Annotated in this window: 27 protein-coding genes and 2 riboswitches; of the genes, 23 read left to right on the top strand and 4 right to left on the bottom strand. The window is 38.6% G+C overall.

Going from position 1 to position 25279, the window contains the following annotated elements; all coding sequences use genetic code 11:
- The first annotated feature begins 299 nt into the window (after window positions 1-299).
- The 18 genes from F4V44_RS19000 (at window position 300) to yunB (ending at window position 18574) form a co-directional block, all read left to right on the top strand.
- Entirely contained in the window at window positions 300-662 is a 363-nt protein-coding gene (locus F4V44_RS19000; protein WP_150441597.1) for a hypothetical protein, read from the top strand.
- Window positions 663-720: 58 nt separating this feature from the next.
- A riboswitch (SAM riboswitch) is annotated at window positions 721-819 on the top strand.
- 83 nt (window positions 820-902) lie between these two features.
- Window positions 903-2207 (top strand): O-acetylhomoserine aminocarboxypropyltransferase/cysteine synthase family protein, encoded by a 1305-nt coding sequence (locus F4V44_RS18995; protein ID WP_150441596.1) that lies wholly within the window; start codon window positions 903-905, stop codon window positions 2205-2207.
- Between the two features lie 210 nt (window positions 2208-2417).
- Window positions 2418-2525: riboswitch (SAM riboswitch) on the top strand.
- 131 nt (window positions 2526-2656) lie between these two features.
- Window positions 2657-3682: a methionine ABC transporter ATP-binding protein gene (locus F4V44_RS18990; RefSeq protein WP_150441622.1), complete on the top strand. Its 1026-nt coding sequence runs from the start codon at window positions 2657-2659 to the stop codon at window positions 3680-3682.
- Window positions 3675-4343: a methionine ABC transporter permease gene (locus F4V44_RS18985; protein WP_150441595.1), complete on the top strand. Its 669-nt coding sequence runs from the start codon at window positions 3675-3677 to the stop codon at window positions 4341-4343. Before F4V44_RS18990 ends, F4V44_RS18985 begins: the two co-directional genes overlap by 8 nt.
- Window positions 4344-4356: 13 nt before the next feature.
- Window positions 4357-5205 carry a MetQ/NlpA family ABC transporter substrate-binding protein gene (locus F4V44_RS18980; RefSeq protein WP_150441594.1) on the top strand — a complete coding sequence of 283 codons (849 nt, stop codon included), beginning with the start codon at window positions 4357-4359 and terminating at the stop codon, window positions 5203-5205.
- 573 nt (window positions 5206-5778) lie between these two features.
- Complete coding sequence (locus F4V44_RS27515; protein WP_191090772.1) at window positions 5779-5952, top strand: hypothetical protein; 174 nt, start codon at window positions 5779-5781, stop codon at window positions 5950-5952.
- 405 nt (window positions 5953-6357) lie between these two features.
- Window positions 6358-7143: a Fe-S cluster assembly ATPase SufC gene (gene sufC, locus F4V44_RS18975; protein ID WP_150441593.1), complete on the top strand. Its 786-nt coding sequence runs from the start codon at window positions 6358-6360 to the stop codon at window positions 7141-7143.
- A gap of 17 nt (window positions 7144-7160) precedes the next feature.
- Entirely contained in the window at window positions 7161-8471 is a 1311-nt protein-coding gene (gene sufD, locus F4V44_RS18970; RefSeq protein WP_150441592.1) for a Fe-S cluster assembly protein SufD, read from the top strand.
- Entirely contained in the window at window positions 8471-9700 is a 1230-nt protein-coding gene (locus tag F4V44_RS18965) for a cysteine desulfurase (RefSeq protein WP_150441591.1), read from the top strand. The genes sufD and F4V44_RS18965 overlap by 1 nt, the downstream gene beginning before the upstream one ends.
- The gene (sufU, locus tag F4V44_RS18960; protein WP_150441590.1) at window positions 9690-10133 is read left to right on the top strand and encodes a Fe-S cluster assembly sulfur transfer protein SufU; all 444 of its coding nucleotides are present in this window, start codon (window positions 9690-9692) and stop codon (window positions 10131-10133) included. The genes F4V44_RS18965 and sufU overlap by 11 nt, the downstream gene beginning before the upstream one ends.
- Window positions 10134-10214: 81 nt before the next feature.
- Window positions 10215-11612 carry a Fe-S cluster assembly protein SufB gene (gene sufB, locus F4V44_RS18955; protein ID WP_150441589.1) on the top strand — a complete coding sequence of 466 codons (1398 nt, stop codon included), beginning with the start codon at window positions 10215-10217 and terminating at the stop codon, window positions 11610-11612.
- Between the two features lie 176 nt (window positions 11613-11788).
- Entirely contained in the window at window positions 11789-12607 is an 819-nt protein-coding gene (locus tag F4V44_RS18950) for a sulfite exporter TauE/SafE family protein (RefSeq protein ID WP_150441588.1), read from the top strand.
- A gap of 195 nt (window positions 12608-12802) precedes the next feature.
- Complete coding sequence (locus F4V44_RS18945) at window positions 12803-14176, top strand: bifunctional metallophosphatase/5'-nucleotidase (RefSeq protein ID WP_150441587.1); 1374 nt, start codon at window positions 12803-12805, stop codon at window positions 14174-14176.
- A 61-nt stretch (window positions 14177-14237) separates the two neighbouring features.
- Window positions 14238-14540 carry a YunC family protein gene (locus F4V44_RS18940; RefSeq protein WP_150441586.1) on the top strand — a complete coding sequence of 101 codons (303 nt, stop codon included), beginning with the start codon at window positions 14238-14240 and terminating at the stop codon, window positions 14538-14540.
- Window positions 14541-14714: 174 nt separating this feature from the next.
- The gene (locus F4V44_RS18935) at window positions 14715-15815 is read left to right on the top strand and encodes an HD-GYP domain-containing protein (protein WP_150441585.1); all 1101 of its coding nucleotides are present in this window, start codon (window positions 14715-14717) and stop codon (window positions 15813-15815) included.
- Between the two features lie 304 nt (window positions 15816-16119).
- Window positions 16120-17379, top strand: a complete 1260-nt coding sequence (gene iscB, locus F4V44_RS18930) for an RNA-guided endonuclease IscB (protein WP_150441584.1) — start codon at window positions 16120-16122, stop codon at window positions 17377-17379.
- A complete protein-coding gene (gene tnpA / locus F4V44_RS18925; RefSeq protein WP_150441583.1) occupies window positions 17328-17723 on the top strand; it encodes an IS200/IS605 family transposase in 396 nt (131 codons plus the stop codon). Before iscB ends, tnpA begins: the two co-directional genes overlap by 52 nt.
- 92 nt (window positions 17724-17815) lie before the next feature.
- Complete coding sequence (yunB, locus tag F4V44_RS18920; protein ID WP_150441582.1) at window positions 17816-18574, top strand: sporulation protein YunB; 759 nt, start codon at window positions 17816-17818, stop codon at window positions 18572-18574.
- 310 nt (window positions 18575-18884) lie between these two features.
- Here the strand turns inward: yunB and F4V44_RS18915 are convergent, their stop codons facing one another.
- The gene (locus F4V44_RS18915; protein ID WP_150441621.1) at window positions 18885-19814 is read right to left on the bottom strand and encodes a M23 family metallopeptidase; all 930 of its coding nucleotides are present in this window, start codon (window positions 19812-19814) and stop codon (window positions 18885-18887) included.
- Between the two features lie 329 nt (window positions 19815-20143).
- Here F4V44_RS18915 and lipA point away from each other — a divergent pair, with 329 nt between their 5' ends.
- Complete coding sequence (gene lipA / locus F4V44_RS18910; RefSeq protein ID WP_150441581.1) at window positions 20144-21061, top strand: lipoyl synthase; 918 nt, start codon at window positions 20144-20146, stop codon at window positions 21059-21061.
- Window positions 21062-21116: 55 nt separating this feature from the next.
- Here lipA and F4V44_RS18905 read toward each other — a convergent pair whose 3' ends face one another.
- Window positions 21117-21755, bottom strand: a complete 639-nt coding sequence (locus F4V44_RS18905) for a YhcN/YlaJ family sporulation lipoprotein (RefSeq protein ID WP_150441580.1) — start codon at window positions 21753-21755, stop codon at window positions 21117-21119.
- A gap of 283 nt (window positions 21756-22038) precedes the next feature.
- Here F4V44_RS18905 and F4V44_RS18900 point away from each other — a divergent pair, with 283 nt between their 5' ends.
- The gene (locus F4V44_RS18900; protein WP_150441579.1) at window positions 22039-22314 is read left to right on the top strand and encodes a YutD family protein; all 276 of its coding nucleotides are present in this window, start codon (window positions 22039-22041) and stop codon (window positions 22312-22314) included.
- A gap of 73 nt (window positions 22315-22387) precedes the next feature.
- On the opposite strand, the gene F4V44_RS18895 is transcribed toward F4V44_RS18900, so the two are convergent.
- Both F4V44_RS18895 and F4V44_RS18890 read right to left on the bottom strand, forming a co-directional pair.
- Window positions 22388-22675 (bottom strand): cytosolic protein, encoded by a 288-nt coding sequence (locus tag F4V44_RS18895; protein ID WP_150441578.1) that lies wholly within the window; start codon window positions 22673-22675, stop codon window positions 22388-22390.
- A 62-nt stretch (window positions 22676-22737) separates the two neighbouring features.
- On the bottom strand, window positions 22738-23004 hold the full coding sequence (locus F4V44_RS18890; protein WP_150441577.1) for a DUF3055 domain-containing protein: 267 nt from the start codon (window positions 23002-23004) through the stop codon (window positions 22738-22740).
- Between the two features lie 240 nt (window positions 23005-23244).
- Between F4V44_RS18890 and F4V44_RS18885 the strand changes: the two genes are divergently transcribed.
- The 3 genes from F4V44_RS18885 to F4V44_RS18875 all read left to right on the top strand — a co-directional run bounded on the left by F4V44_RS18885 (window position 23245) and on the right by F4V44_RS18875 (window position 25199).
- Window positions 23245-23691: a DUF86 domain-containing protein gene (locus F4V44_RS18885; protein WP_150441576.1), complete on the top strand. Its 447-nt coding sequence runs from the start codon at window positions 23245-23247 to the stop codon at window positions 23689-23691.
- A gap of 65 nt (window positions 23692-23756) precedes the next feature.
- Window positions 23757-24380 carry a helix-turn-helix transcriptional regulator gene (locus F4V44_RS18880; protein ID WP_191090771.1) on the top strand — a complete coding sequence of 208 codons (624 nt, stop codon included), beginning with the start codon at window positions 23757-23759 and terminating at the stop codon, window positions 24378-24380.
- 51 nt (window positions 24381-24431) lie between these two features.
- Window positions 24432-25199, top strand: coding sequence for a TIGR01457 family HAD-type hydrolase (locus tag F4V44_RS18875; protein ID WP_150441574.1), 768 nt, complete (start codon window positions 24432-24434; stop codon window positions 25197-25199).
- Window positions 25200-25279 lie beyond the last annotated feature (80 nt).

Genomic DNA, 25279 nt, shown 5'->3' with positions numbered 1-25279 from the left:
GACATTTCATAACCATACAGCTTTAGATGAGTCAAAAATCAACCATGTTAAGAAACAAAGCTTTGAAAAAAAGAGGGAAGCTGGTTTTAGAGAACGCTGCTTTCCCTCTTTTTTTTTTAGGATTTGTCATCTTCTGAATGGCATCGACATATTTCTCAGGAAATAAGAAAACGATTTCTGCGGTCATGTTGTTTTTTGAAATAATAAGCAGAAAAGTAGGATGCGATGCTGGCAGGAATCCCTGGCTAAATGAATGAATATATACATAAAATTCACATAAGCTGGGTGGGTGGTTCAGAATGGTCGATTTGATAAAAGCTTGGCTTGACGAAGTGAACCGTAAGCAAGCGGTTCGTCTGCTTTTGAAGGGAGTCCTTTTTTCTTTTTCAGTCAAAACGGAACAGAATGTTCATACTGTGAAAATTGAGAATGGCCTTATTTTTCTATACGAAGAAGGGAATCCGCCTTCATTAGTAAAATGGATAGAGGCACAGAATGATGTATTGCAGTCTATTCTAACAGGTGAAAGAAAGCTGAGGGAGGCTGTGAAAGAAAGGACAGCTGCCACTACATGTACTTTACGTGAGCTTTTGCTCCTAGAGTCGCTTTTTTTTCTCGCAAAACCAGATATAACGAATGCGAATTTCACCTGCAAGACATGATAAATAATTTGACGAATAATTAAAAAACATGGTAATATTTTACTAAGAATTAAATAGCCTCTTATCAAGAGCGGTGGAGGGACTGGCCCGATGAAGCCCAGCAACCGGTGAATCACGGTGCTAAATCCAGCAGAGTACAGACTCTGACAGATAAGAAGAGATGTCGAAAACCCTTCTTCCTGTGAAAAGAAGGCTTTTTTTGTTTCTTCAAATAGTATTTATATAAAAGGAGAGATAAAGATGTCAGGTAATGAAAAGAAGTATCGTTTAGAGACATTAAGTGTCCATGGAGGACTTCAGCCAGATCCAACAACAGGGGCAAGAGCAGTACCTATTTATCAAAATAATGCTTATCAATTTAAAAATACAGAGCATGCGGCAAATTTATTTGCTTTAGCAGAGCCTGGCTATATTTATACTCGTATTCATAACCCGACTGTAACCGTATTTGAAGAAAGAGTTGCTTTGTTAGAGGGCGGAATTGGTGCTCTTGCCGTTTCCAGCGGAATGGCTGCCATTACTCTTGCTATTTTAAACATTGCTGAAGCTGGAGATGAAATCGTCGCAGCCTCTAATCTTTACGGCGGTACATATAATTTGTTCGCAGTAACTCTGCCAAAGTATGGCATCAACGTTACCTTTGTCAATCCAGATGATCCAGAAAATTTCCGCTCAGCGATTACAGAGAAAACAAAGGCTGTCTTTGCTGAAACAATCGGTAATCCAAGTCTAAAAGTTCTTGATATTGAAAAAGTGGCTGGAATTGCTCATGAAGCAGGTGTTCCGCTTATTATTGATAACACATTTGCCACACCATATCTGTGTCGTCCAATTGAATTTGGTGCTGATATTGTTGTACATTCTGCAACAAAATGGCTATTAGGGAATGGAACAACTACAGGAGGAATCATTGTTGATGCTGGTAAATTCGATTGGAACTCACCGAAGTTCCCTGGCTTTACTGAGCCTGATGAGAGCTACCATGGTCTTGTATATGCACAAGCAGTGGGTGCTGCCGCTTATATTACAAAGGCACGTGTGCAGCTGCTTCGTGATATGGGACCTGCACTAAGTCCGCAGAATGCATTTCAATTTGTTTTAGGTCTTGAAACACTTCATGTGAGAATGAAGGAACATGTCGCAAATGCGGTGAAGGTCGCTCAATATTTAGAAAAACATCCTGCAGTTAGCTGGGTTATTTATCCTGGCAGTGACAACAGCCCTGATAAAGCACTTGTGGAAAAATATTTACCAAAAGGCGCCGGCTCTATCATTATTTTTGGTATTAAAGGCGGCAGAGAAGCTGGGGCGAAGCTAATTAATAATATTGAAATTTTTGCTCATGTGGCCAATGTTGGGGATGCGAAGAGCCTTATTATCCACCCTGCAAGTACCACTCACCAGCAGCTTGATGCAGAAGGGTTAGTGGCTGCCGGCGTTTCAGAAGATTTAATCCGTTTATCAGTTGGAATTGAAAACGTAGAGGATTTAATCGAGGATTTAGAGCAGGCTATTAATAAAGCAACTGGAGAGTCTTCCCTATAAGTGATATTGGTTATATTTAAATAGTGTTTTTATGCAGGTGAATCTATATAAAATAGTTTTTTTAGTAAAAAATAGCAATTTATTATTATTGTAAAATATAATTTTTTCAATTGACACTCTATTCTATCCATGATACGATATTTTTCGTAACTATAAGAGAACCTTAAAGTAAAATAGCTTGACATGAATGTAATTAAATATAGATATTTGCTCTTATCAAGAGAGGTGGAGGGATGTGCCCGATGAAGCCCGGCAACCGTCAATATAAATTGACATGGTGCCAATTCACACAAAGCGGTAAGCTTTGATAGATGAGAGAAAGGCAGTGCAGCCTAATGCCTTTCTGCTCACATGCAGAAAGGCATTTATTTGTATAAAATCATTATATTAACTCCATTCCTGTTAAGGCTAAATGGTTATTCTATGGATAGTAAAGGGGTGAAATCATGATGATTTCAATCAAAAATGTAAAAAAGATTTTCTCCACAAAGCAAGGAAAAGTAACAGCTGTAACGGATGTTAATCTTGAGATACAAGAAGGAGAGATATTTGGTGTTATTGGCTATAGCGGTGCAGGAAAAAGTACTCTGATTAGAATGCTAAATGGACTCGAGCTCCCGTCCGAAGGCTCTGTAACAGTAGCCCAAAACCAAGTTTCTCATATAAAAGGAACAAAATTAAGAAAAGCACGCCAGGAAATCAGCATGATTTTCCAGCACTTTAACTTACTTTGGTCTAGAACAGTAAGAGAAAATATAGCCTTTCCACTTGAAATCGCTGGAGTGCCTAAACAAAAGCGAATGCAGCGGGTAGACGAGCTTATTCAGCTTGTCGGTCTTCAAGGAAGAGAAGATTCGTACCCATCACAGCTGAGCGGAGGTCAAAAGCAGCGTGTTGGAATTGCAAGAGCTCTCGCGAATAACCCAAAGGTATTATTATGTGATGAAGCGACATCAGCATTAGACCCGCAAACAACCGATCAGATTTTAGATCTGTTAGTTGATATTAACAAAAGACTTGGATTAACGATTGTTCTAATTACGCACGAAATGCATGTTATTCGTAAAATCTGCCACCGTGTTGCTGTAATGGAAGCAGGTAAAATTGTCGAAATGGGCTCAGTATTAGAAGTGTTTAAAAATCCGCAGCAGCCGATTACAAAACGATTTGTTCAACAGGTGACGGAACCTGAGGAAACAAAGGAAACAATTAATCATTTGCTTACAGAGTACCGCTCTGGAAGGGTGGTTCAGCTCACTTTTATTGGTGAAGGTGCTGAGAGGCCTCTGATTACAGATTTAATCCGGAATTTTGACATTACAATTAATATTTTACAAGGGAAAATATCCCAAACACAAAATGGGGCTTATGGGACACTGTTTATCCACTTAGATGGAGAAGAAAGTGAAATTATAAAAGCCATTGACTTCATTAATACACAGCAAGTCGGTTTGGAGGTGATTTCGAATGCTTAATCAATGGTTCCCGAATGTTAAATGGGATAAAATGTGGGAAGCAACGAATGAAACCTTATATATGACTGGAATTTCCACTCTTGCTACCTTTATTCTTGGTATTATTCTAGGATTATTATTATTTTTAACAGCAAAGGGAAATCTGTGGCAGAATTATGCAATTAATAAAGTAATCAGCGCCATAGTCAATATATTCCGGTCCATACCGTTTATTATCTTAATCGTTCTTTTGATTCCATTTACCAAACTCATATTTGGAACAATGATTGGTGAAAATGCGGCATTACCGGCCTTAATTATCGGGTCAGCCCCATTTTATGCCCGTATGGTTGAAATTGGACTAAGAGAAATTGATAAAGGCGTCATTGAAGCAGCAAGATCAATGGGAGCGAAAACAAGTACGATTATATGGAAAGTATTGATTCCTGAATCATTGCCAGCCCTTGTTTCAGGGATAACAGTAACAGCCATTTCATTGGTAAGTTTTACCGCAATGGCTGGTGTCATTGGTGCAGGAGGTCTAGGGAACCTAGCTTATCTGGAAGGATTCCAGCGCGGACGTTTTGATGTGACACTGATGGCTACAATTATGGTACTAGTTATTGTATTTATCATTCAATTTATTGGAGATATTATAACAAATAAAATAGATAAAAGGTAAAGGGGTTGTCAAAATGAAAAAATGGTTAACAGCATTATTCTCATTAGCACTCGTTCTTTTACTGGCTGCTTGCGGCGGTGGAACGGAAGAAAGTAAGGATGATTCTGCAGCAGAATCAAAAGAAGAAGAGAAAAAGATTGTGATTGGTGCATCAAACGTACCGCATGCTGAGATTTTAGAGCAGGCAAAACCGCTTTTAGAGGAAAAAGGCATTGAGCTTCAAATTGAGACATTCCAGGACTATGTCCTTCCAAACCAAGCTTTAGATGCAGGAGATCTTGATGCAAACTATTTCCAGCATATTCCTTATTTTGAAACTCAAATGAAAGATAATAATTATGATTTTGCCAATGCTGGCGGTATTCATATCGAGCCAATCGGGATTTATTCAAAGAAACATAAATCATTAAAGGATTTGCCAGATAATGCCACAGTTATTATCAGTAACTCTGTTGCAGACCATGGTCGTGTTCTTTCATTACTTGAAAAAGAAGGCTTAATTACACTAAAAGATGGTATTGATAAAACAGCTGCTACATTAGAAGATATCGTAGAAAACCCAAGAAATTTAGAATTTGATACAGAATATGCGGCTGAGCTTTTACCGCAAATCTTTAATAACGATGAAGGTGACATCGTTCTAATCAACTCCAACTTTGCGATTGACGCTGGGTTAAATCCACTTGAAGATTCCATTGCAATCGAAGACAGTGAGTCACCATATGTAAATATTATTGCTGTTCGCAAAGGTGACGAAAGCAAAGAAGAAATCAAAGCATTAGTTGAAGTATTACGCTCAAAGGAAATTCAAGATTTTATTTTAGAACAATATGAAGGTGCTGTCGTACCAGTATCTGAATAAGAAGGATAAAAACAAAGCCATAGCTCCCAATGAAAAAGGGGCTGTGGCTTTGTTTTTTTTTTGTTAAATAACATTGTTCATTTCACATGAATGAGTCAAAATCTAGTTCATCAACAGAGTACTTTAACAAAGCCATTTTTAAAAAATATATTTTTGTTGTATTCTGCTGCTGAGAAGGGATGTAAATTGAAGAAATTAAAAGAAAATTTAAGAATAGTGTCGAATGGTCGTTATCAACAACCAATAAACAAGAATATACGCCGAAAATGGTTTATTTTCGGATTTGAGGAGTTTTACGCAAGGATGGTAGCATATAAAAATAATACAACTTATGCTATGTCAGACTTACTTAACTTCATTCAGCAGAAGTCCTCCACTCTGTAAGTCGGGGGTGAATGTAAAAGGCGCTCTGATACAGTAGGGGGTGAAACCCTGGCTGAATGAAGTTAAGCCTCCGGCGAGCCTTGCGATTTTTTACGGTATTTTATCGAGCGAGATCGATAAAAATCCGGGCGCAAATTCGACGAGCGAATTTGATTTTTGAAGGGATTGAGAACCATTAGCAGCTTACACATGAATTATACTCATGAAATGGAAAAAGCCATGCATCATGCACATGGAATTGGATTTGAAGTCTATTGCCAAAAGCATCAAGAAAGAATGAAAGTAGAAAATCGACGCGAACAAGAATACAGTCTTAGCAGAAAAATCGTTGAAAATTTTGCCAAAAAGCAACATCATTTATAAAATAGACAGGACCATGTATAATAAGTATATATAAACCAGTGCAATTCCCGTGCGCTGGTTTTTTTGGTGCCTGACACCAAATAAAACGGACTTAATGCCGCATACTATAGGATGAAGAAAAAACGAAAATTTATATACTAGCATGGTGGTGTGTAATGTGAGTCCGTAAATAAAAATATTTTAATAAATTATTATTTTCAGGCTAATTGAAAATAGCTGAAATCCATTCTCAATAGCGATTAAACGGACTTTCTAAATAGTTTTGTTTGAAAAGCCTGTAAATACTACATAAATGTTGCTAACAAATACAATTTAGTATAAGATTGTAATGAGAATAGAATGAGAATTAAGAAAGCCGGTTACTAACCGACAAGATAAATTATTTTTTTGGAGGGTATAAAAATTATGGCAGGATCTGTACTAACCATTAAAGACTTACATGTCTCTATTGAGGGTAAAGAAATTTTAAAGGGTTTAAACCTTGAAATAAAAGGTGGAGAATTCCACGCAATCATGGGACCAAATGGAACAGGTAAATCAACTTTATCTTCAGCTATTATGGGACACCCAAAATATGAAGTGACACAAGGAAGCATCACGCTGGATGGACAAAATGTTCTAGAAATGGAAGTGGATGAGCGTGCCCGTGCAGGTCTATTTCTTGCCATGCAGTATCCAAGTGAAATTAGCGGTGTGACAAATGCTGAGTTTTTACGTTCAGCAATTAACAGCCGCCGCGGGGAAGGCAATGAGATTTCATTAATGAAATTTATTCGTCAAATGGACAGCAAAATGGAATTCCTTGATATGGATCCAGATATGGCGCAGCGCTATTTAAATGAAGGTTTCTCTGGCGGTGAAAAGAAGCGTAATGAAATTCTTCAGTTAATGATGCTGCAGCCAAGAATTGCTATTCTTGATGAAATTGACTCAGGACTTGACATTGATGCATTAAAGGTTGTTTCAAAAGGAATCAACGAAATGCGCGGCGAAGATTTCGGCTGCTTAGTTATTACTCACTATCAACGTCTTTTAAACTATATTACTCCTGACTATGTGCATGTAATGATGCAAGGCCGTGTTGTTAAGTCAGGCGGTCCAGAGCTTGCACATCGATTAGAAGCAGAAGGTTATGACTGGATTAAACAAGAGCTAGGAATTGAAGACGAAACAGTCGGTCAAGAAGCGTAAGTTAGGAGGATTTTATCATGACAACAGAAATGAAAAAAACTTTTGAAAAAGAGTATATCAGCTCTTTTTCAAAGGAAATGGGCGAGCCTGTCTGGTTGACAGAGCTGCGCGTAAATGCCCTTGAGCAGGCTGAGAATCTTCCAATGCCAAAGCCGGACAAAACAAAAATTGACAAATGGAACTTTACTCAGTTTGAAAAACATATAATAAAAAGTGAAGATTTTACTTCTTTTGATGAATTACCTGACAGTGTGAAATCATTAATTAACGTAAGTGAGAATGATCAAACATTGTATATTCAACGTAATAACCGTCCGACACTTATTTCTCTATCAAAAGAATTACAGGAAAATGGTGTTGTGTTTACGGACATCTTTACAGCAGCCCGCGAGCATAGTGATCTTCTTCAAAAATATTTCATGAAGGATGCCGTAAAGATTGATGAACATAAACTAACTGCATTACATGCAGCATTGTTAAACGGAGGAGCTTTTTTATATGTTCCTAAAAATGTGGAACTAAAAGAGCCGATTCAGGCTGTATTCTTACATGATGATGCAGAGGCAAATGTATTTAACCATGTGTTAATTGTTGCCGAGGATAATAGCTCTGTGACGTATGTTGAAAATTACATCTCGACAGTAGAAGCACAAGATAATGTCTTTAACATTGTAACGGAAGTCATTGCGAATCAAAATTCACATGTTCAATACGGTGCAGTGGATAATTTGGCAAAGGGTGTTACGACCTATGTAAACCGCCGCGGTGTTGCTGCAAAGGATGCAAGAATTGGCTGGTCACTAGGTTTAATGAATGATGGCAATACTATTTCTGAAAATGTAACCAATCTAATTGGGGACGGTTCAATCGGTGATACAAAATCGGTTGTTGTCGGCCGCGGGGAGCAGATTCAAAACTTTACGACAAGTGTTGTTCATTTTGGCCGTAATACTGAAGCGAACATTCTTAAACGAGGTGTGTTGAAGGAAAGTGCGACAACGATTTTTAATGGTATTGGTAAAATCGAACATGGCGCTTCTAAATCAAATGCAGAGCAAGAGTCTCGTATCCTGATGTTGAGCGAAAAAGCACGCGGGGATGCAAATCCAATATTGCTTATTGATGAAGATGATGTAATGGCAGGACATGCTGCTTCTGTCGGTCGTGTAGATCCAACACAGCTTTATTATTTAATGAGCCGCGGTATTACACAAAAGGAAGCAGAGCGCCTAGTTATTCATGGATTCCTAGCACCTGTTGTCAATCAATTGCCAATCGAAGGAGTTAAAAAACAACTTGTTGAGGTAATCGAAAGGAAAGTTCAGTAATGAATATCAAAGAAATCAAGCAATTGTTTCCTATATTAAATCAAGATGTGAATGGGCATCCATTAGTATACCTTGACAGTGCTGCGACTTCTCAAAAGCCGATTCAGGTAATTGATGCGATTACGAACTATTACCGTCAAGATAACTCAAATGTACACCGCGGTGTTCATACACTTGGTACAAGAGCAACAGACGCTTATGAAGGCGCCCGTGAAAAGATAAGAAAATTTATTAATGCCAAATCCATTGAAGAGATTGTTTACACAAGAGGAACGACAACGGCTTTAAACTTAGTTGCTTCCAGCTATGGAAATGCTAATCTTAAAGAAGGCGATGAAATTATCATCACTTATATGGAGCATCATAGTAATTTGATTCCATGGCAGCAGGTAGCAAAAAATACCGGTGCAACATTAAAGTATTTTCCGCTTCAGGAAGATGGTACATTATCAATAGATGATGTAAGAGCGACGATTACACCGAATACAAAGATCGTTGCTGTCACAATGGTTTCAAATGTTCTTGGCGTCATGAATCCAATTAAGGAAATCGCAAAGATTGCCCATGAAAATGGTGCCGTTATTGTGGTTGACGCAGCGCAGGGGGCACCGCATTTGAAAATAGATGTACAGGATTTAGACTGTGATTTTCTTGCTCTTTCAGGGCATAAAATGTGCGGACCGACTGGAATTGGTGCTCTTTATGGGAAGAAAAAATTGCTAGAAAATATGGAGCCGATTGAATTTGGCGGTGAAATGATTGATTTCGTCGGACTTTACGAATCTTCATGGAAGGAGCTTCCATGGAAGTTTGAAGGCGGTACACCTATTATTGCAGGTGCAATCGGATTAGGTGCAGCTATTGATTTTCTGCAGGAGATTGGGTTGGACAATATCCTCGAGCATGAACATAAGCTGGCAGCTTACACGCTTGAGAAAATGTCCGCTATTGAAGGAATTTCGATCTACGGCCCGAAAGAAGCAGAGAAACGTGCCGGGGTCGTGACATTTAATCTTTCCGATGTTCATCCACATGATGTTGCAACTGTCCTTGATGCAGAAGGCATTGCTGTAAGAGCAGGCCATCACTGTGCACAGCCGTTAATGAAATGGCTTGATGTTTCTGCCACTGCTCGGGCAAGCTTTTATCTGTATAATTCAGAGGAGGATATCGATAGACTTGTGGAAGGACTCGTGAAAACAAAGGAGTATTTTAGCGATGTCTTCTAATAATTTAGATACCCTCTATAGACAAGTAATAATGGATCATTATAAAAACCCTCGAAACAGAGGGGTCATTGAAGATGATAGTTTAACGATAAATATGAATAATCCGACTTGCGGCGATCGGATTCAACTGACTATGAAAGTAGAAAATGATATCGTAACGGATGCAAAGTTTGAAGGGGAAGGCTGTTCGATTTCGATGTCGTCTGCATCAATGATGACAGATGCAATTAAAGGCAGACAGGTTGAAGAAGCTTTAAAACTTGCGACTACATTTTCTGATATGATGCAGGGCAAGGATCTTGATGTTGAAGATGACGAAGATCTTGGTGATATTGAAGCCCTTCAGGGAGTATGTAAGTTTCCAGCTCGTATCAAATGTGCAACATTAGCGTGGAAAGCTATGGAGAAGGCTCTTCATGAAGAAGAAAAATAAGATTCTGTCCATTGAAGGATAGATAAAGTAAAATAATAAGTGGAAGCTGCTTAGCTTCCCTTATAAAGGAGGACTAAGGCGATGGCAAAAAAAGCACCTGAAATTGGTGATTACAAATATGGCTTTCATGATAAAGACGTCTCCATATTCCGTTCAAAGCGCGGCTTAACGAAGGAAATTGTTGAAGAAATTTCAAAAATGAAAAATGAGCCACAGTGGATGCTTGATTTCCGCTTGAAATCATTGGATCTCTTCTACAGTAAGCCAATGCCGCAGTGGGGTGGAGATTTAAAATCATTAGACTTTGATGAAATTACGTATTACGTAAAACCATCAGAAAAATCTGAAAAATCATGGGATGAGGTTCCAGATGAGATTAAGCAGACTTTTGATAAGCTTGGGATTCCGGAAGCAGAGCAAAAGTATTTAGCTGGAGTATCTGCTCAATACGAATCAGAAGTTGTTTATCATAATATGAAGGAAGATCTTGAAGCGCTAGGAATCGTATTTAAAGATACAGATTCAGCCTTACGCGAAAATGAAGATATTTTCCGTGAGCACTGGGCAAAGGTTATTCCTCCGACAGATAACAAATTTGCAGCGCTAAACTCTGCTGTATGGTCTGGTGGATCTTTCATCTATGTACCAAAAGGGGTTAAGGTTGATACACCGCTGCAAGCGTATTTCCGTATTAACTCAGAGAATATGGGTCAATTCGAGCGTACGTTAATTATTGTTGATGAGGGTGCATCTGTACATTATGTAGAAGGCTGTACAGCTCCTGTCTACACAACCAATTCACTTCACAGTGCGGTTGTTGAAATCATTATTAAAAAGGATGCTTATTGCCGTTATACCACTATTCAAAACTGGGCAAACAACGTGTTCAACCTGGTAACAAAGCGTGCGGTGTGTGAAGCAAACGCGACGATGGAATGGATTGACGGTAATATCGGATCTAAATTAACAATGAAATATCCAGCTGTTATTTTGAAAGGTGAAGGTGCACGCGGGCTGACACTTTCTATCGCAATTGCCGGTAAAGGACAGCATCAGGATGCGGGTGCAAAAATGATTCATTTAGCACCAAATACATCTTCAACGATTGTATCTAAGTCAATCTCTAAGCATGGCGGTAAAGTAACGTACCGCGGACAGGTCCATTTTGGGCGTAAAGCGGATGGTGCTCGTGCAAACATTGAATGTGATACATTAATTATGGATAATCAATCAACATCAGATACAATTCCATATAATGAAATCTTAAATGATAATATTTCACTCGAGCATGAAGCGAAAGTATCAAAGGTTTCAGAGGAACAATTATTCTATCTAATGAGCCGTGGTGTTTCAGAGCAGGAAGCAACTGAAATGATTGTAATGGGCTTCATTGAACCATTTACAAAAGAACTGCCAATGGAATATGCAGTAGAAATGAACCGTCTTATCAAGTTCGAAATGGAAGGTTCTATCGGTTAATAGTTGTATCAAAACAGAAGCAAAACCGTTTTGCCTTAGAGGCAAGACGGTTTTGTTTTTTTAGCCGAATGAACCCATTTATTCAGCATTTTACATTTATCCCTTAATTAGCTATTCTTAAAACGTAAAGTAAAAGGCAGAAGAAAAGGTCTGTCAAGCATAGAAGGTGTGAAAGTATGGAGTATATAATCCTTGTGCTGCTTGGATTTATAGCAGGGACAATAGGAAGTCTTGTTGGTCTTGGCGGGGGAATTGTTATTGTACCTGCTTTATTGTTTTTAGGAGGGTCTACGGCCTTGATTGGTGAAGTGTCGCCGCAAGTTGCTGCAGGTACTTCGCTTTTAGTGATTATTTTTACCGGTTTATCCTCGACAATTGCTTATTATAAGCAGAAAAGGGTTGATTATAAGAGCGGACTGATTTTTTTTATTGGAAGCGGTCCAGCAGGGATGTTCGGGGCCTGGGTAAATAAGCAGTTAGATGTTGACGCTTTTTCAATTTGGTTTGGTATCTTTATGATATTTATGTCGTTTATCCTCATGTTTAAGGATAAATTAAAGCCATTAAAAAGGAAATCTGAAAAGGGCATTTGGCGAACCTATATTGATGAAGCTGGGAATGAACAATCCTACGGCTATCGTCCGCTGATGGCAATATCTATTTCGATCATCGTTGGCTTCCTGGGTGGTCTCTTAGGCATTGGCGGCGGTTCTTTAATGGTTCCAGCCATGATTCTGTTATTCTTCTTTCCACCCCATATTGCTGTTGCCACTTCAATGCTCTTATTATTTTTAACATCGATTACCAGTTCCGTGACCCATATTATTATGGGAAACATCAATTGGTTATTTGCGCTCGCCCTTATTCCGGGTGCCTGGTTTGGAGGACAAGCCGGTGCGTTACTCAATCAAAAACTGCCGGGAAAAACAATTGTGACCCTATTAAGAATTGTTTTAATCATTGTTGGAATTCGTTTAATTTTCAGTGGTCTTTAATCAAATTCGCTCGCCGAATTTGCGCCCGGATTTTTATCGAGCATGCTCGATAAAATACCTTTAAAAATCCGAGGCATCCGCCGGAGGCTTAACTTCAGTATGAAGTTAAAGAGATTTTGGGACTTTTCTGCTATGATGAAGAAAAAGAAAAAAGTTTTATCAGTCACTTAGAGTGAGAAGGGAAGGTGATGGAATTTGGAAGTTATCCATATTTATCATACGAATGATTTACATAGTCATTTTGAGCATTGGCCGCGTATGCAGCAGTTTCTTGAAGAACGAAGAAAATGGCATCAGGATGCAGGTGAGGAATTCTTTTTATTTGATATTGGTGATCATGCTGACCGCTCTCATCCCTTAACAGAAGCTACCAAAGGGAAGGGAAATATAGAATTATTAAATGAAGCAGGCTTTCATGCGATAACAATTGGTAATAATGAGGGGATTACGTTTCCATATGATGATTTAGATCAATTATATGAGAACCGGCAGTTTGATGTTTTATTAGCTAATTTGGTCTATAAAGATGGCCAGCGTCCCCAATGGCTTAAGGATCATACCATTTATGAAACGAAAAACGGCGTCAAATTGGGTGTTACCGGGCTAACGGCAAATTATGCCTATCTTTATGATCTGTTAGGCTGGCAGACACATGATCCATTTGATTCTCTTAAGCAGCAAATCAGTCTTTTAAAAGAAAAGGCAGACATCCTGATTCTGCTTTCTCATTTGGGTATTCATGATGATGAACGAATTGGACAAGAATTCCCGGAGATTGAAGTAGTTATTGGCGGACATACGCATCATATCCTTCATGAGGGGAAAATGGAGGGTAACACACTTCTTACATGTGCAGGCAAGTATGGAATGTACATCGGTCATATTCAATTGACAGTTGACAGTGCTTCAGGACGAATCGTCGAGAAAAAAGCGTGGCTGTATGATACTAATGATTTGCCTCCGGCAGAAAATGAAGAAGAAAAAGTGAATGAATTGTACAAAATGGGGAAGGATATTCTATCTTCCTCTGTCGTCGCATTAGATTGTGATGATATATCGAAAGAAGACCTGGCTGTCATGCTTTGTCAAGCGATTCAAGATTGGTGCCATGCTGATTGTGCTTTTATGAATGAAGGATTAATATTGGAAAGCTTACCAAGCGGCCAAGTGACCAGATATGATTTATTGAAATTATGTCCTCATCCGATTAACCCGGCAGTCGTAGAGCTGTCGGGAGCTGAGTTGAAGGAAGTCCTTGTTCAGACAATGGATGAAAAGTGGAAAGACCTGCAAATATTTGGACTAGGCTTTCGCGGCAAACTGATGGGAAAAATAGTCTACAGTGGCATTGATGTAAAAAAGGAAAAGGATTATTATCATTTTTATATTCATGGGCAATTAATTGAAAGTGCTAGGATTTATAAGCTCGCGATTCCTGATATGTTTACATTTGGACGATTTTTTCCATCTGTTTTTCGAGCTAAGCATAAGCAGTATTATTTACCCGAATTCCTTCGTCACTTATTAGAGTGGAGAATTGGTGAGATAGAAAAACAATCGGTCAATTAACACACGCTTTGCTCCTTTCCGACATATTGTGTAGTAGAAAAAGGAAAGGAGCATGTTATTCATGATTGATGTTTCACCAATTGAAATTAGTGGACATACCTTTTTAAGTATCTCTGTCATTTTACCCAAAACCAACCTGCTTGTTGTGACAAGTGATAAAGGATATATTATGTGCGGGGCGCTTGACGTCGCATTGCTGAATGAAAAGTTGAAAGATAGAAAGGTCATCGCCGGCAGAGCAGTTGGTGTCAAAACAATTGAACAGCTTCTGGAAGCACCCCTTGAATCGGTTACCCATGAAGCAGAATCAATGGGAATTCATAAAGGGATGATTGGAAAAGAAGCTATGCTTAAAATGTTATAGAAGGAGGGGAGTCATCGCGACTGCCCTTTTTTTAATTAATATATTTGGAATGTTGTTTAGGGAATAGGGACTATTGTATCTTGTAATAATAGAATTTTTCAGGTTATGTTGGACGTGTATGTAATATTATCTATTGCTCTGATAGTAAAAAAAGAATCTGTAGGTGCTTATTGTATGAGATTAGTAAAGACTTCATCAGTAGAGATAAATACAAAGCTCGGAAAGGCTATTTATAATGAAAGTGGCCGAATCTTAATAAATAAAGGTGTTGTTCTTGAGCAACGTATGTTAAAGCGGTTAATAGAGATGGGGATTACTTATATTTATATAGAAGATAAGAATACGGAAGATATTGTTTTTAGGGAACCTATATCAGATCCGTTAAAAAGGGAAGCATTAGCTACTATTGCCACTACTTTTAAAAAAATTTATTCAGAGCCGCTTGAATCTAAATCGTTCATTATGGAAAAATCTATTAAAGAATATCAAACAGTTATTAAGCATATTATGAGCGAGTTAAATAACAGTTCAGAATTGTTGTCTATTCTCTCGGATGTATGTGTACACGATACCTATATTTTTACTCATTCATTAAATGTGACACTGTATTCTTTGGCGCTCGGGATGGAGCTTAAGTTGCCAACTGCTAAATTAGAAACAATCGGCCTTGGTGCTCTTTTGCATGATATTGGCAAGATTGCAGTGCCGAAGGAAATTCTGATGAAACCTGGAAGGCTGACAGATGAAGAATTTGCGATTGTAAAAAAACATTCATCTGAAGGCTTTGAATTGCTTCGGGGCACGCATGCAGTTCCGCTGCTCGTCTCTCATTGCGCCTTTCAGCATCATGAGCGGCTGGATGGCTCCGGCTACCCAAGAGGACTTCGAGGTGATGAAATTCACGATTACGCGAGAATTGTTGCAGTGGCAGATGTGTTTGATGCGGTGACCTCTCATCGAGTCTACCGGAATGCAATGCTTCCTCATGAAGGATTGGAAATGTTGTATGCTGGAACAGGTCGTCACTTTCAAGCTGAGATTGTGAAAGCTTTTCAAAATTCAGTAGCCATTTATCCAGTGGGAATCACGGTTTCCTTAAATGATGGAAGAAAAGGAGTTGTCGTTAAACAAAATAAATCGTTGAATGACCGTCCGGTTATAAGAATTTTGGAAGAAGATGACCATCCTGTGGAGCCGTATGAAATCAATTTAGCGGAAAAGCTTTCAGTGGTGATAACAGACTGCGATACTATATGTGAACTACCACGAGCCTAAAGGCACCGTGGCTTTTGAAAAAGAAGCGACATGGTTTTAGGATTGTCCCTTCAAGGGTAAGTTTACCAGACTGAGATAGGAGAAATCCTAACTACGATAGATCGGTCATGACACCTTCGGTTGACGCACCAGACCGTTGCTCTGTCGCTTGCATTTAAGTAGAGGCGAGGTAAACCTCGGTGATGCAAGTGTAAAAAGCTGATGTATCATTGTCGAGGTGAGGTCGGATTCCTTATATGGTCATAGTACAAGGATACGCATCACCTGCTTTCGGGCAGAGATTTTATCCGAAAGGATGTTTTACATGGTATATGTTTTAACTCAAGACAGAAGGCCCTTGATGCCCTGTTCTTCGGCAATTGCGAGATTGCTTTTGAAACAAGGAAAAGCAAAAGTGAAGCGAAGAACACCTTTTACCATTCAATTACGATACAAAACAGATACAGAATATGTACAGACTTTAACTCATGGAGTAGATACAGGGAGTGCAAAAGTAGGCTCTGCTGTTGCTGACGAAAAGGGAAATGTGTTGTATCTATCTCAAATCGAAATTCGCAATGATATTACTGACAAAATGAAGCAGCGCTCGAAATATAGAAGGAATAGACGAAATCGCAAAACTCGTTATCGAAAAGCAAGATGGCTCAATCGAAAAAACTCAATCAAAAAAAACCGCTTTTCACCAACGATGACTAGCAAAATCAATGCCCATCTGAAAGAAATGAAGTTCGTCTCTACGATTCTTCCAATCACGCGACAAATCGTAGAGACGGCTACTTTTGATCCACATGTGTTAAAAAATCCAGCGGTATTAACAAACAAATGGCTCTATCAAAAAGGATTGAACTACGGTTATGCCAATACGAAAGCATATGTCTTAACAAGAGATGCCTATCGTTGCCAACATTGTAAAGGAAAATCAAAAGACAAACGATTAGAAGTGCATCATATTATTTTTAGAAGTATGGGTGGTTCAGACGAAGAATCCAATCTTCTTACTCTTTGTAAAACGTGTCATGATGCCCTTCATCATGGGAAGATTGAGCTTAAAAAGAGAGGGAAGAAAAAAGGGCAACTCAATCACGCTACACAAATGAATAGTATTCGCATTCAACTATTAAGGCAAACAAATGCGGAAGAAACCTTTGGGTTTATTACGAAGGAACACCGTCAACTTACGAGATTACCAAAAGAACACTACTTTGATGCTGTTGCGGTTGCAACAAAAGGAGTAACTCCTACTTTTAAATCAAACAACATCTTATTTAAGAAATGTGTATCTGATGGTGATTATCAACAAACCAAAGGAGTTCGTAGTGAACAAAAGATACCAATGAGAAAACTCTTTGGTTTTCGTAAATTCGATAAGGTTCAATACAAAGGGGAAAAATATTTCATCAAAGGAAGAATGAGTAGTGGCTACGCTATCTTGATGGATATAGAAGGAAACAAAGTTCCTTTAAAGCCGATTCCAAAATTCTCTAAGATGCAGAGAGTGAGTGCTAGAACATCATGGATTACCATACAAAAAACCATTCCAAGTTTTTACTTATGTGCCACTTGATATTCGTGTGTAAATATCGCAAGAAGTTGTTGATTCAACTTGGAAATGATGTGAAACAACTCATGCACGATATAGCTAATAGATATCATATTAGAATCGTCGAAATGGAAGTAGATAAGGAACCTATTCATTTACTTATTCAGTATGAACCTAAGATGAGTATACCTGAGATTGTAAGGCTACTAAAGCAAATGACTACCTTTCACATTTGGAAACAACATGAAACGTATCTTTCTAAGCATTTTTGGAAAAAACGAACTTTTTGGAGTGACGGATATTTCGCTTGTTCCATTGGAAACGTTAGTAGAGAAACGATTCAAAAATACATACAAGAACAAGGCTAAAAGCAGGTAAAGAATTTTATTGTTTTTACGATAAATTTAGCGTTAGTCTCTCTTCTACTGCATACATATAGCATATAGAGGGGGGAAGTGTCTTGGCGAAGCTTTTTCGCAGACGTTTACAGAAACGAGGACCGCTGCCGGTTCGATACGTATTATTGTTGACGCTAGTGTTTTTTATCTGTTCAACCCTAATCTGTCTATGGGTAATTGAAAAAGAATTAGAGCCGACACTGATGAGCTATGCTAAATCAGAATCAAGAAATATTGCCACATTAGTCATTAATAATGCTGTAGATAAGCAGTTTGAAGAAGCAGAATCCGAAGATCTTTTTCGAACGATTCCCAATACAGATGGTTCCAATAATATTCAATTAGATACTGAAAAAATTATCCGTAAACAAACAGAAATCGTCAGTCTGATTCATGAAAATATAAAGGAAGCAGAAGAAGGAAATACAGATGTTCTTCATTCCCTTACAGATGTTGAAATTGATAAGAAAAAACCAAAGGAAGCGAAAGGAATCAATTTCTCAATTCCACTAGGACGGGCAACTGACAATGCCTTACTAGGTAACTTAGGTCCAGATATACCGGTTGAATTTTATGCTATTGGAGACGTAACATCAGATGTCAAAACCAAAATTGAAGAATTTGGAATCAATGGCGGTATTATTGAAATTTATATTGAAGTTCAAGTCAATATTGAGATTATTGTTCCTTTTTCCTCCGATATCACAGTTGTAAAGCGTAATATTCCAATTGGCATGGGCGTATTCAGAGGGGATGTTCCTCAATTCTACAATGGTAATGGTAACAGCACCCCCGCCATTCAATTACCTAAAAACGAATAACAGGTGTCAGGCACCATAAAAAGACAAATGACTGCCATTTGTCTTTTTATGGGCCTGACACTATTTTTAAGAAATAACTTTTTAAACTTTGATAGTGGTCTAGCTCCAGCGCCTAGTGGACTTCACACTTCCTCCGCAACGATTGTGTCAACATCGAATCACGCTAGCGCGTTCTTCGTGTTTTCTTTATCTCAGTCCGGAAGTAGAGGGACATCGACTAAAGACCGCCACGTCCTGTGGCGAACGTCGATGTCAGCACATCCTGTGCAAGTCAGTCCATATGTCGCTGGGCAAGGCGCTTCCGCTTTTCTTATTTCGTACGCTGTCTTTCTTGTCTTTCCCAGAGCCTCAAATGAGGATACGGGTCAAAAGACCATTCTGTTCTTCCGTTGTCCTTATACATACCATAATGTAAATGAGGAGGAAACTTTCCTGAAGTACCCGGGGGGCCGTAGCCTGAGCTTCCAACACTTCCAATTAATTGCCCTGGTTCAACCACTTGTCCGATATGTAAGTCTTTGGAAAAACCGTTCAAGTGAGCAAAATAGTGATAATTATTATTAATATCACGAATACCCACTCTCCAACCGCCATACTTATTCCAGCCTTTCATTTCGACAATACCGTAAGAGGTAGCGCGTACCGGAACACCATAGCTGGCAAAGATATCTGTTCCTTCATGAGTCCTTCTTCCACCCCAACCTCGCGCATCTCCCCATGTATTTTTATAGCTGTGATTGCTTCGAATAGGAACAGGAAATGCATGGCTTTCTAAATTTAAGTGGCCAAAGTGTTTGTAGATTTTTGCTTTTCCAACAATAATACTGACTGTTTTATCCCTTTGATAATAATCCCATAAAGCCAGCTTAATATTGTCATGATCAGTACCATAATTTAAAACGTGGCGGGCATAGGTATAAAGGACATCAGCATCGTTCTTTAGCGATGCTTTATTATCTCCGTCTCCATCTGCGCCAATACCGTCAAAAAATTCGATTGAAAGTGGATTTTCATCAGTCGGATTAGGATTCATAATTCCAACCCACTTTTCCGGTGGAAAATAAATTCCTGTTATTCCTTCTGCTTTCGGTAAATCCTTGCGGGACTGGCGAACATTTCTTTCATATTGGTCAACAGCAGCTAAATAATACCAGGGGATATTTGTAACGGATTCTATTTTTTGATATAGTTCCATTCTCCTGGCAAAAAGATCGTTTTGTTCATTTTCAGCCTTCGCCATTAGTGGGTTATTTACAAAAAGCAGTATGAAACAAATCGAACATATGAAAGCCTGCCGCATACGAATCCTCCCTTCCGTCTTCAAAAGATAAAGTATAACATTAGTAGCATTCGTTTTCAGAACCTCAACTATAAAGGCTGATCTAACGGGAAGCCTGCACTTTTATCTTCTTGATTAGTTTGTAAAGTACAAAAGGATTTCATAAATATAAAATTTTGGAAATATCCTTGCGATTCGATTTCTTGTCGTACCATCCTTTTAATGTTAAAGTGGGAATGATAAAAAACTTTTTATGTAATACTATATTGCTATAGAAATGGAGCGGTAGTATGTCTAGCAATAAAGAAATACAGCGAAAACCAGATTGGTTAAAAATAAAATTAAATACAAATGAACATTACACAGGATTAAAAAAGATGATGCGGGAAAATAATCTTCATACAGTATGCGAAGAAGCGCGTTGTCCGAATATCCATGAATGCTGGGCGGAAAGAAGAACAGCTACCTTTATGATTCTTGGTGATACCTGTACAAGAGCCTGCCGTTTTTGTGCAGTTAAAACTGGGCTCCCGACCGAATTGGATTGGAAGGAACCGGAAAGAGTGGCTGATTCGGTACATCTCATGAATTTAAAGCATGTCGTTGTAACGGCTGTTGCTCGTGACGATTTAAAGGATGGAGGAGCCGCCGTTTTTGCAGAAACGGTCCGTGCCATTAGAAAGAAAAATCCATTCACATCGATTGAAGTTTTGCCATCTGATATGGGCGGAATATATGAGAATCTTAAAATGCTGATGGATGCCAAGCCGGATATTCTAAATCATAATATCGAAACAGTAGAAAGACTGTCACCAAGGGTGAGGGCAAGAGCAAAATATGAACGTTCTTTAGAATTTTTGCGTCGTGCGAAGGAGCTTCAGCCAACTATCCCGACAAAATCAAGCTTAATGGTAGGTCTCGGTGAAACAAAAGAAGAAATACTGGCGACAATGGATGACCTTCGTGCCAACCATGTGGATATCATGACGATTGGCCAGTACCTGCAGCCGACAAAAAAGCATTTAACGGTTGAAAAATATTATCATCCAGATGAATTTAAAGAGCTAAAAGAAATAGCCATGCAAAAAGGCTTCAGTCACTGTGAATCCGGTCCTCTTGTTCGTTCCTCCTACCATGCGGATGAACAGGTAAATGAAGCGGCTAAACAAAAGCATTCATTGGAAGACCAACAGTTAAAAAAAGCTTAAATGGAAAGAGTTCAGCTTAACCAAGGCTGAACTCTTTTTTTGATTTGGATTCTCTTCATTCTTTTTCCATATGGTTTGACTGGTTAGAAATATTCTTAATGTCACCATTGGCATTTTCTTCATCACTGACAGGCTGACCTTGCGGGGCTTTTACCATTTCTTTTATCAGCTTATCAATTCCTGTTTCGGCATTTGTGCTGGTGGAATCAAGGTAGGCATAGCTTTCCATTGTTTTCCTCAGGTTAAAATTATCGCTGACATACACGCGATACCAGCGAGGAACAACAGACATGCCCGTTTTCTTTACTTGATCAGCTGTCAAGTTCCGGTCCTTTGTATCAGTAGCATAAAGGATGAGTACCTCTTCATCTGTTACAAGTGTAGCAGTATCCTGTACATTTGGCAGGTCGGTACAGTACTTTGAAATGGTATCTGCTACTTTCTCACGGTCAATCTCCGTATAATGGTTGTCTGACATATTCTCGCCTAAAACAGGACTTTTTTGATGACGTACATAGCCGAAGTTCTCACTTTTATTCCCATTATTATGCTCCTTGTATAACTCACGACGGTCATCGTTCACATTAATTGTATTACCGCTGTCTTTATATATATCTTCACTTGCTGCATCCTTCTGGCAGGCTGTCATGAAAGTAAGACTGCAAAGACCAATAATCATCCATGATTTGTTCATTTTTTTATCTACCTCCTTATGTATAGGGTGACCGATGTAAAAAATTTTCCACTTAGTAATTGTTGGCGATTACGTTAGCAGCTTGCACTTTTCCTCATTTTATGGCTAAATCTTCTTATAGCAATCGTTTCAAGAATTGCTAACATTGAGCGTGTTTGGCAAATGTTGTGGTTCTTGGAATGGATATGAGAACGTATAGATATATGGCCATGACGACATGACCTATACTCAAGGATCAAAAGTTCTGTTAAATAGAGAGACGTAATTTTGAGAGGTGAAAAGAATGGTTTGTATTGAAAACACTTGTTACGAGGTCGTTGAGGAAAGAGGAAATGGCTTTAACGAAGAGGCCTTTCGCGGCCGGTTCAGTGATATCCTAACAAAGTATGATTATATTGTAGGTGACTGGGGATATGGTCAGCTTCGCTTAAAAGGCTTTTTTGATGACCAAAATCAAAAAGCTTCATTTGACACGAAAATCAGTACAGCATCAGAATACCTTTATGAGTTTTGCAACTTTGGTTGTGCTTACTTCATTGTGAAAAAGGTGAAAAACTAAGGTGTCAGGCACCGCAAAAAGACAAAATGCTGTCATTTTGCGGTGCCTGACACTGTTTTTATGTGTACTTTTCTTATTTCCCTGTATAAGGGGGTTCTTCATTTTTGTTCGGGTCATCATGCGGTGGATGAGCACCTTCCATCTGCCTCGGCAGATTTTGGTGAAGGGACTTGAACTCCCAGTTAAAAGCACTATAGCTACGTTGTCCCTCTTTCCAAGGGGTGCTTTTATTTTCAACCGGTGTATTCTTTCCAACCGGTGAACCGACGGGCCCTTCTGGGAATTCTTCAGGAATGATAAAATTTCTCATTGTTTCAACGTTGGAAAAATTCGTATATTCCTTCGTTTCTTTATCGTCCATTACAATCACCTCATCATTAGTATTCACGTTTCTAGTGAAAATATGAAGTGATCACAGCCCGCTTAGACGATTTCCGCTAGAAAATCCGTAAGTTCTTCAGCAGCCTCTTTATCTAAACGGAAAACATGCTCTAAATATCCTTCCTCTTCTAAATCATCCTGACCGATAATAGCGAAGTTTCCGCCTTGAATATCGAGAACCAATAGTTTTCCGTAATAACGGTCAGAGTACGTAATTGCTAAATCAAAGCGAGTATTTTCGCCCATAAAGCTAACAAACCTCGTTTTTGTGTTTTCTGTATCGTCATATAAATAAAAGCGCTCTGCCATCTATTTTTCTCCCCTTTATTAACGGTAAGTTACAAATTTTTCACAAAAAAATATTGTTATCCCTATATTAGCAGAAACATTCGTTATACACTAATAGTTGAGACCTATATGATACTTTTCATAAATAGATTTAGTAAAAATTATGGTACAATAAACATAAGTATATTATTAAGATGTGATAATTTAAAAAATAAATGAAAGATGATACAGACCGGATGAATTTAGGGAAGGGTGTTCGAAATGTACTTTGTTGACAGAGATAAAATTGAAGAAACATTAACCTATCTTGAAGGCCAAATTGGTTTATTAGAAGAAAATAAAGAATGGGACACAGCAATTGAAAAAGCTGCTTTGGAAAGAATTCTACATATGATGCTTGAGTCGATACTTGATGTCGGTAATGGTTTAATCGACGGTTTTATTATGCGTGATCCGGGAAGCTATGATGATATTATTGATATTTTAGAGGATGAAAAGGTCATTACAAAGGAAATGAGCATGAGCTATAAAAGAGTCATCAAGTTTAGAAAAAATCTACAGCAGCAATATACTAATATCAATCATCAAGAGCTGCTTGCAGGCTTCCAGGCGGAGCTTATACAATTGAAGCAATTTACAGCAAAGGTTCGTGAATATTTGGAAAATGAACTTGGTCCAGTTACAGCTTTTAAACCAACTGTTAAATAAAGAACGCTAACTTCATTCAGTAGGGTGAATTTGATCATGCTTTTCTTACAAGGATGGTGGAAGAAATGTTAATTAATACACGGAATACAAAGGAACAAATATTAGCGCTCTTAAAGCAATATGGCAGCTTAACGATTATGGAACTGTCAACTAAATTGGAAATAACTGAAATGGCTGTAAGAAGACATGTTCAAACTTTAGAGCGTGACAAACTGATTCGTTCTGACATTAAAAAGCAAACAATGGGCAGACCTTCTAAAGTATATCAACTTGCTGAAGGGGGAGAAAACTTTTTTCCGAAAAGGTATAAAGAGTTTAGTCTTGAAATTCTTCATGGATTAAAAGAAGCTGGCCAGGAAGAATTAATCAAAGTCATATTTCAGAAGAAAAGAGACCAATTCCTAGAACAATATAAAATGGAAAATAAGAATGAAGGGCTAGCCGAAAAGCTTGAAAGCTTAAAGCGGATTCAAGAGCGTGAAGGCTATATGCCGCAAATTGAGGAACAAAATGGTAAACTGCATTTTAAAGAACTCAACTGCCCGTATGTAGAAATCGCAAAAGAGTTTCCAGAGATTTGCCAGGCGGAGCGGGAGTTCATCAAGAAGTTCCTTGATACTGAATTAACTACTTTGGAATCGATGGCAGAAGGTCATACTTGCTGTCATTATTCTATCCGAGAAAATTAAGGGTGTTTCTAATGACAGCAATCTGCTGCTGCAAAAAATGAGGGTGAATGAATGAAACAATATAAAGGGTATTTAATTGATTTAGATGGCACCATTTACAAAGGAACAGAAGTGATTCAAGAAGCGGTTGATTTTGTTAACAAACTGAATGACCGGGACCTGCCTTATTTGTTTGTAACAAATAATTCCTCTCGAACTCCCGCGCAAGTGGCTGAAAAGCTTCGTGGTTTCGGTGTAAAAGCAACAGAAGAGCAGGTGTTTACAACAAGTTTAGCTACAGCGAATTATATATATGGACAAAAGAAAGATGCCGCTGTGTATGTTATTGGTGAGGAAGGGATTATGACAGCGATTCGAGAAAAGGGTTTTTCCTTTGCAAACAAAGAGGCCGATTATGTTGTGGTGGGGATTGACCGTGCCATCAGCTATGAGAAATTGGCTACCGCTTGTTTAGCTGTCCGTAAAGGTGCTGTCTTTATCTCGACAAATGCCGATATTGCGCTTCCAACGGAAAGAGGGCTGCTCCCTGGCAATGGATCCATTACGTCTGTTATTTCTGTTTCCACACAAATTAAGCCTATTTTCATTGGTAAACCGGAGTCAATCATCATGGAGCAGGCTTTAAAGGTCATTGGAACCAAAAAAGAAGAAACCTTAATGATAGGTGACTATTATGATACTGATATTATGGCAGGGATAAATGCTGGTATGGATACATTGCTTGTTCATACGGGTGTGACCACAAAAGAGATGTTAAAAGGCTATGAAAAGCAGCCGACATATGTTTTGGATAGTCTTTATCAATGGGAAATAGAGTAAAAGCACGCAGACGCGTGCTTTTTTGCTTGAGATGCAATTGGCAGCCCGGCACATTAAATGGCTGGGTGAAGACAGATTCA

This window comes from Niallia endozanthoxylica (genome assembly GCF_008710145.1).
Taxonomy (GTDB): domain Bacteria; phylum Bacillota; class Bacilli; order Bacillales; family Cytobacillaceae; genus Bacillus_BD; species Bacillus_BD endozanthoxylica.
The sequence above is the reverse complement of the archived record's forward strand: the minus strand, read 5'-3'. Positions and strand labels throughout refer to the sequence as shown.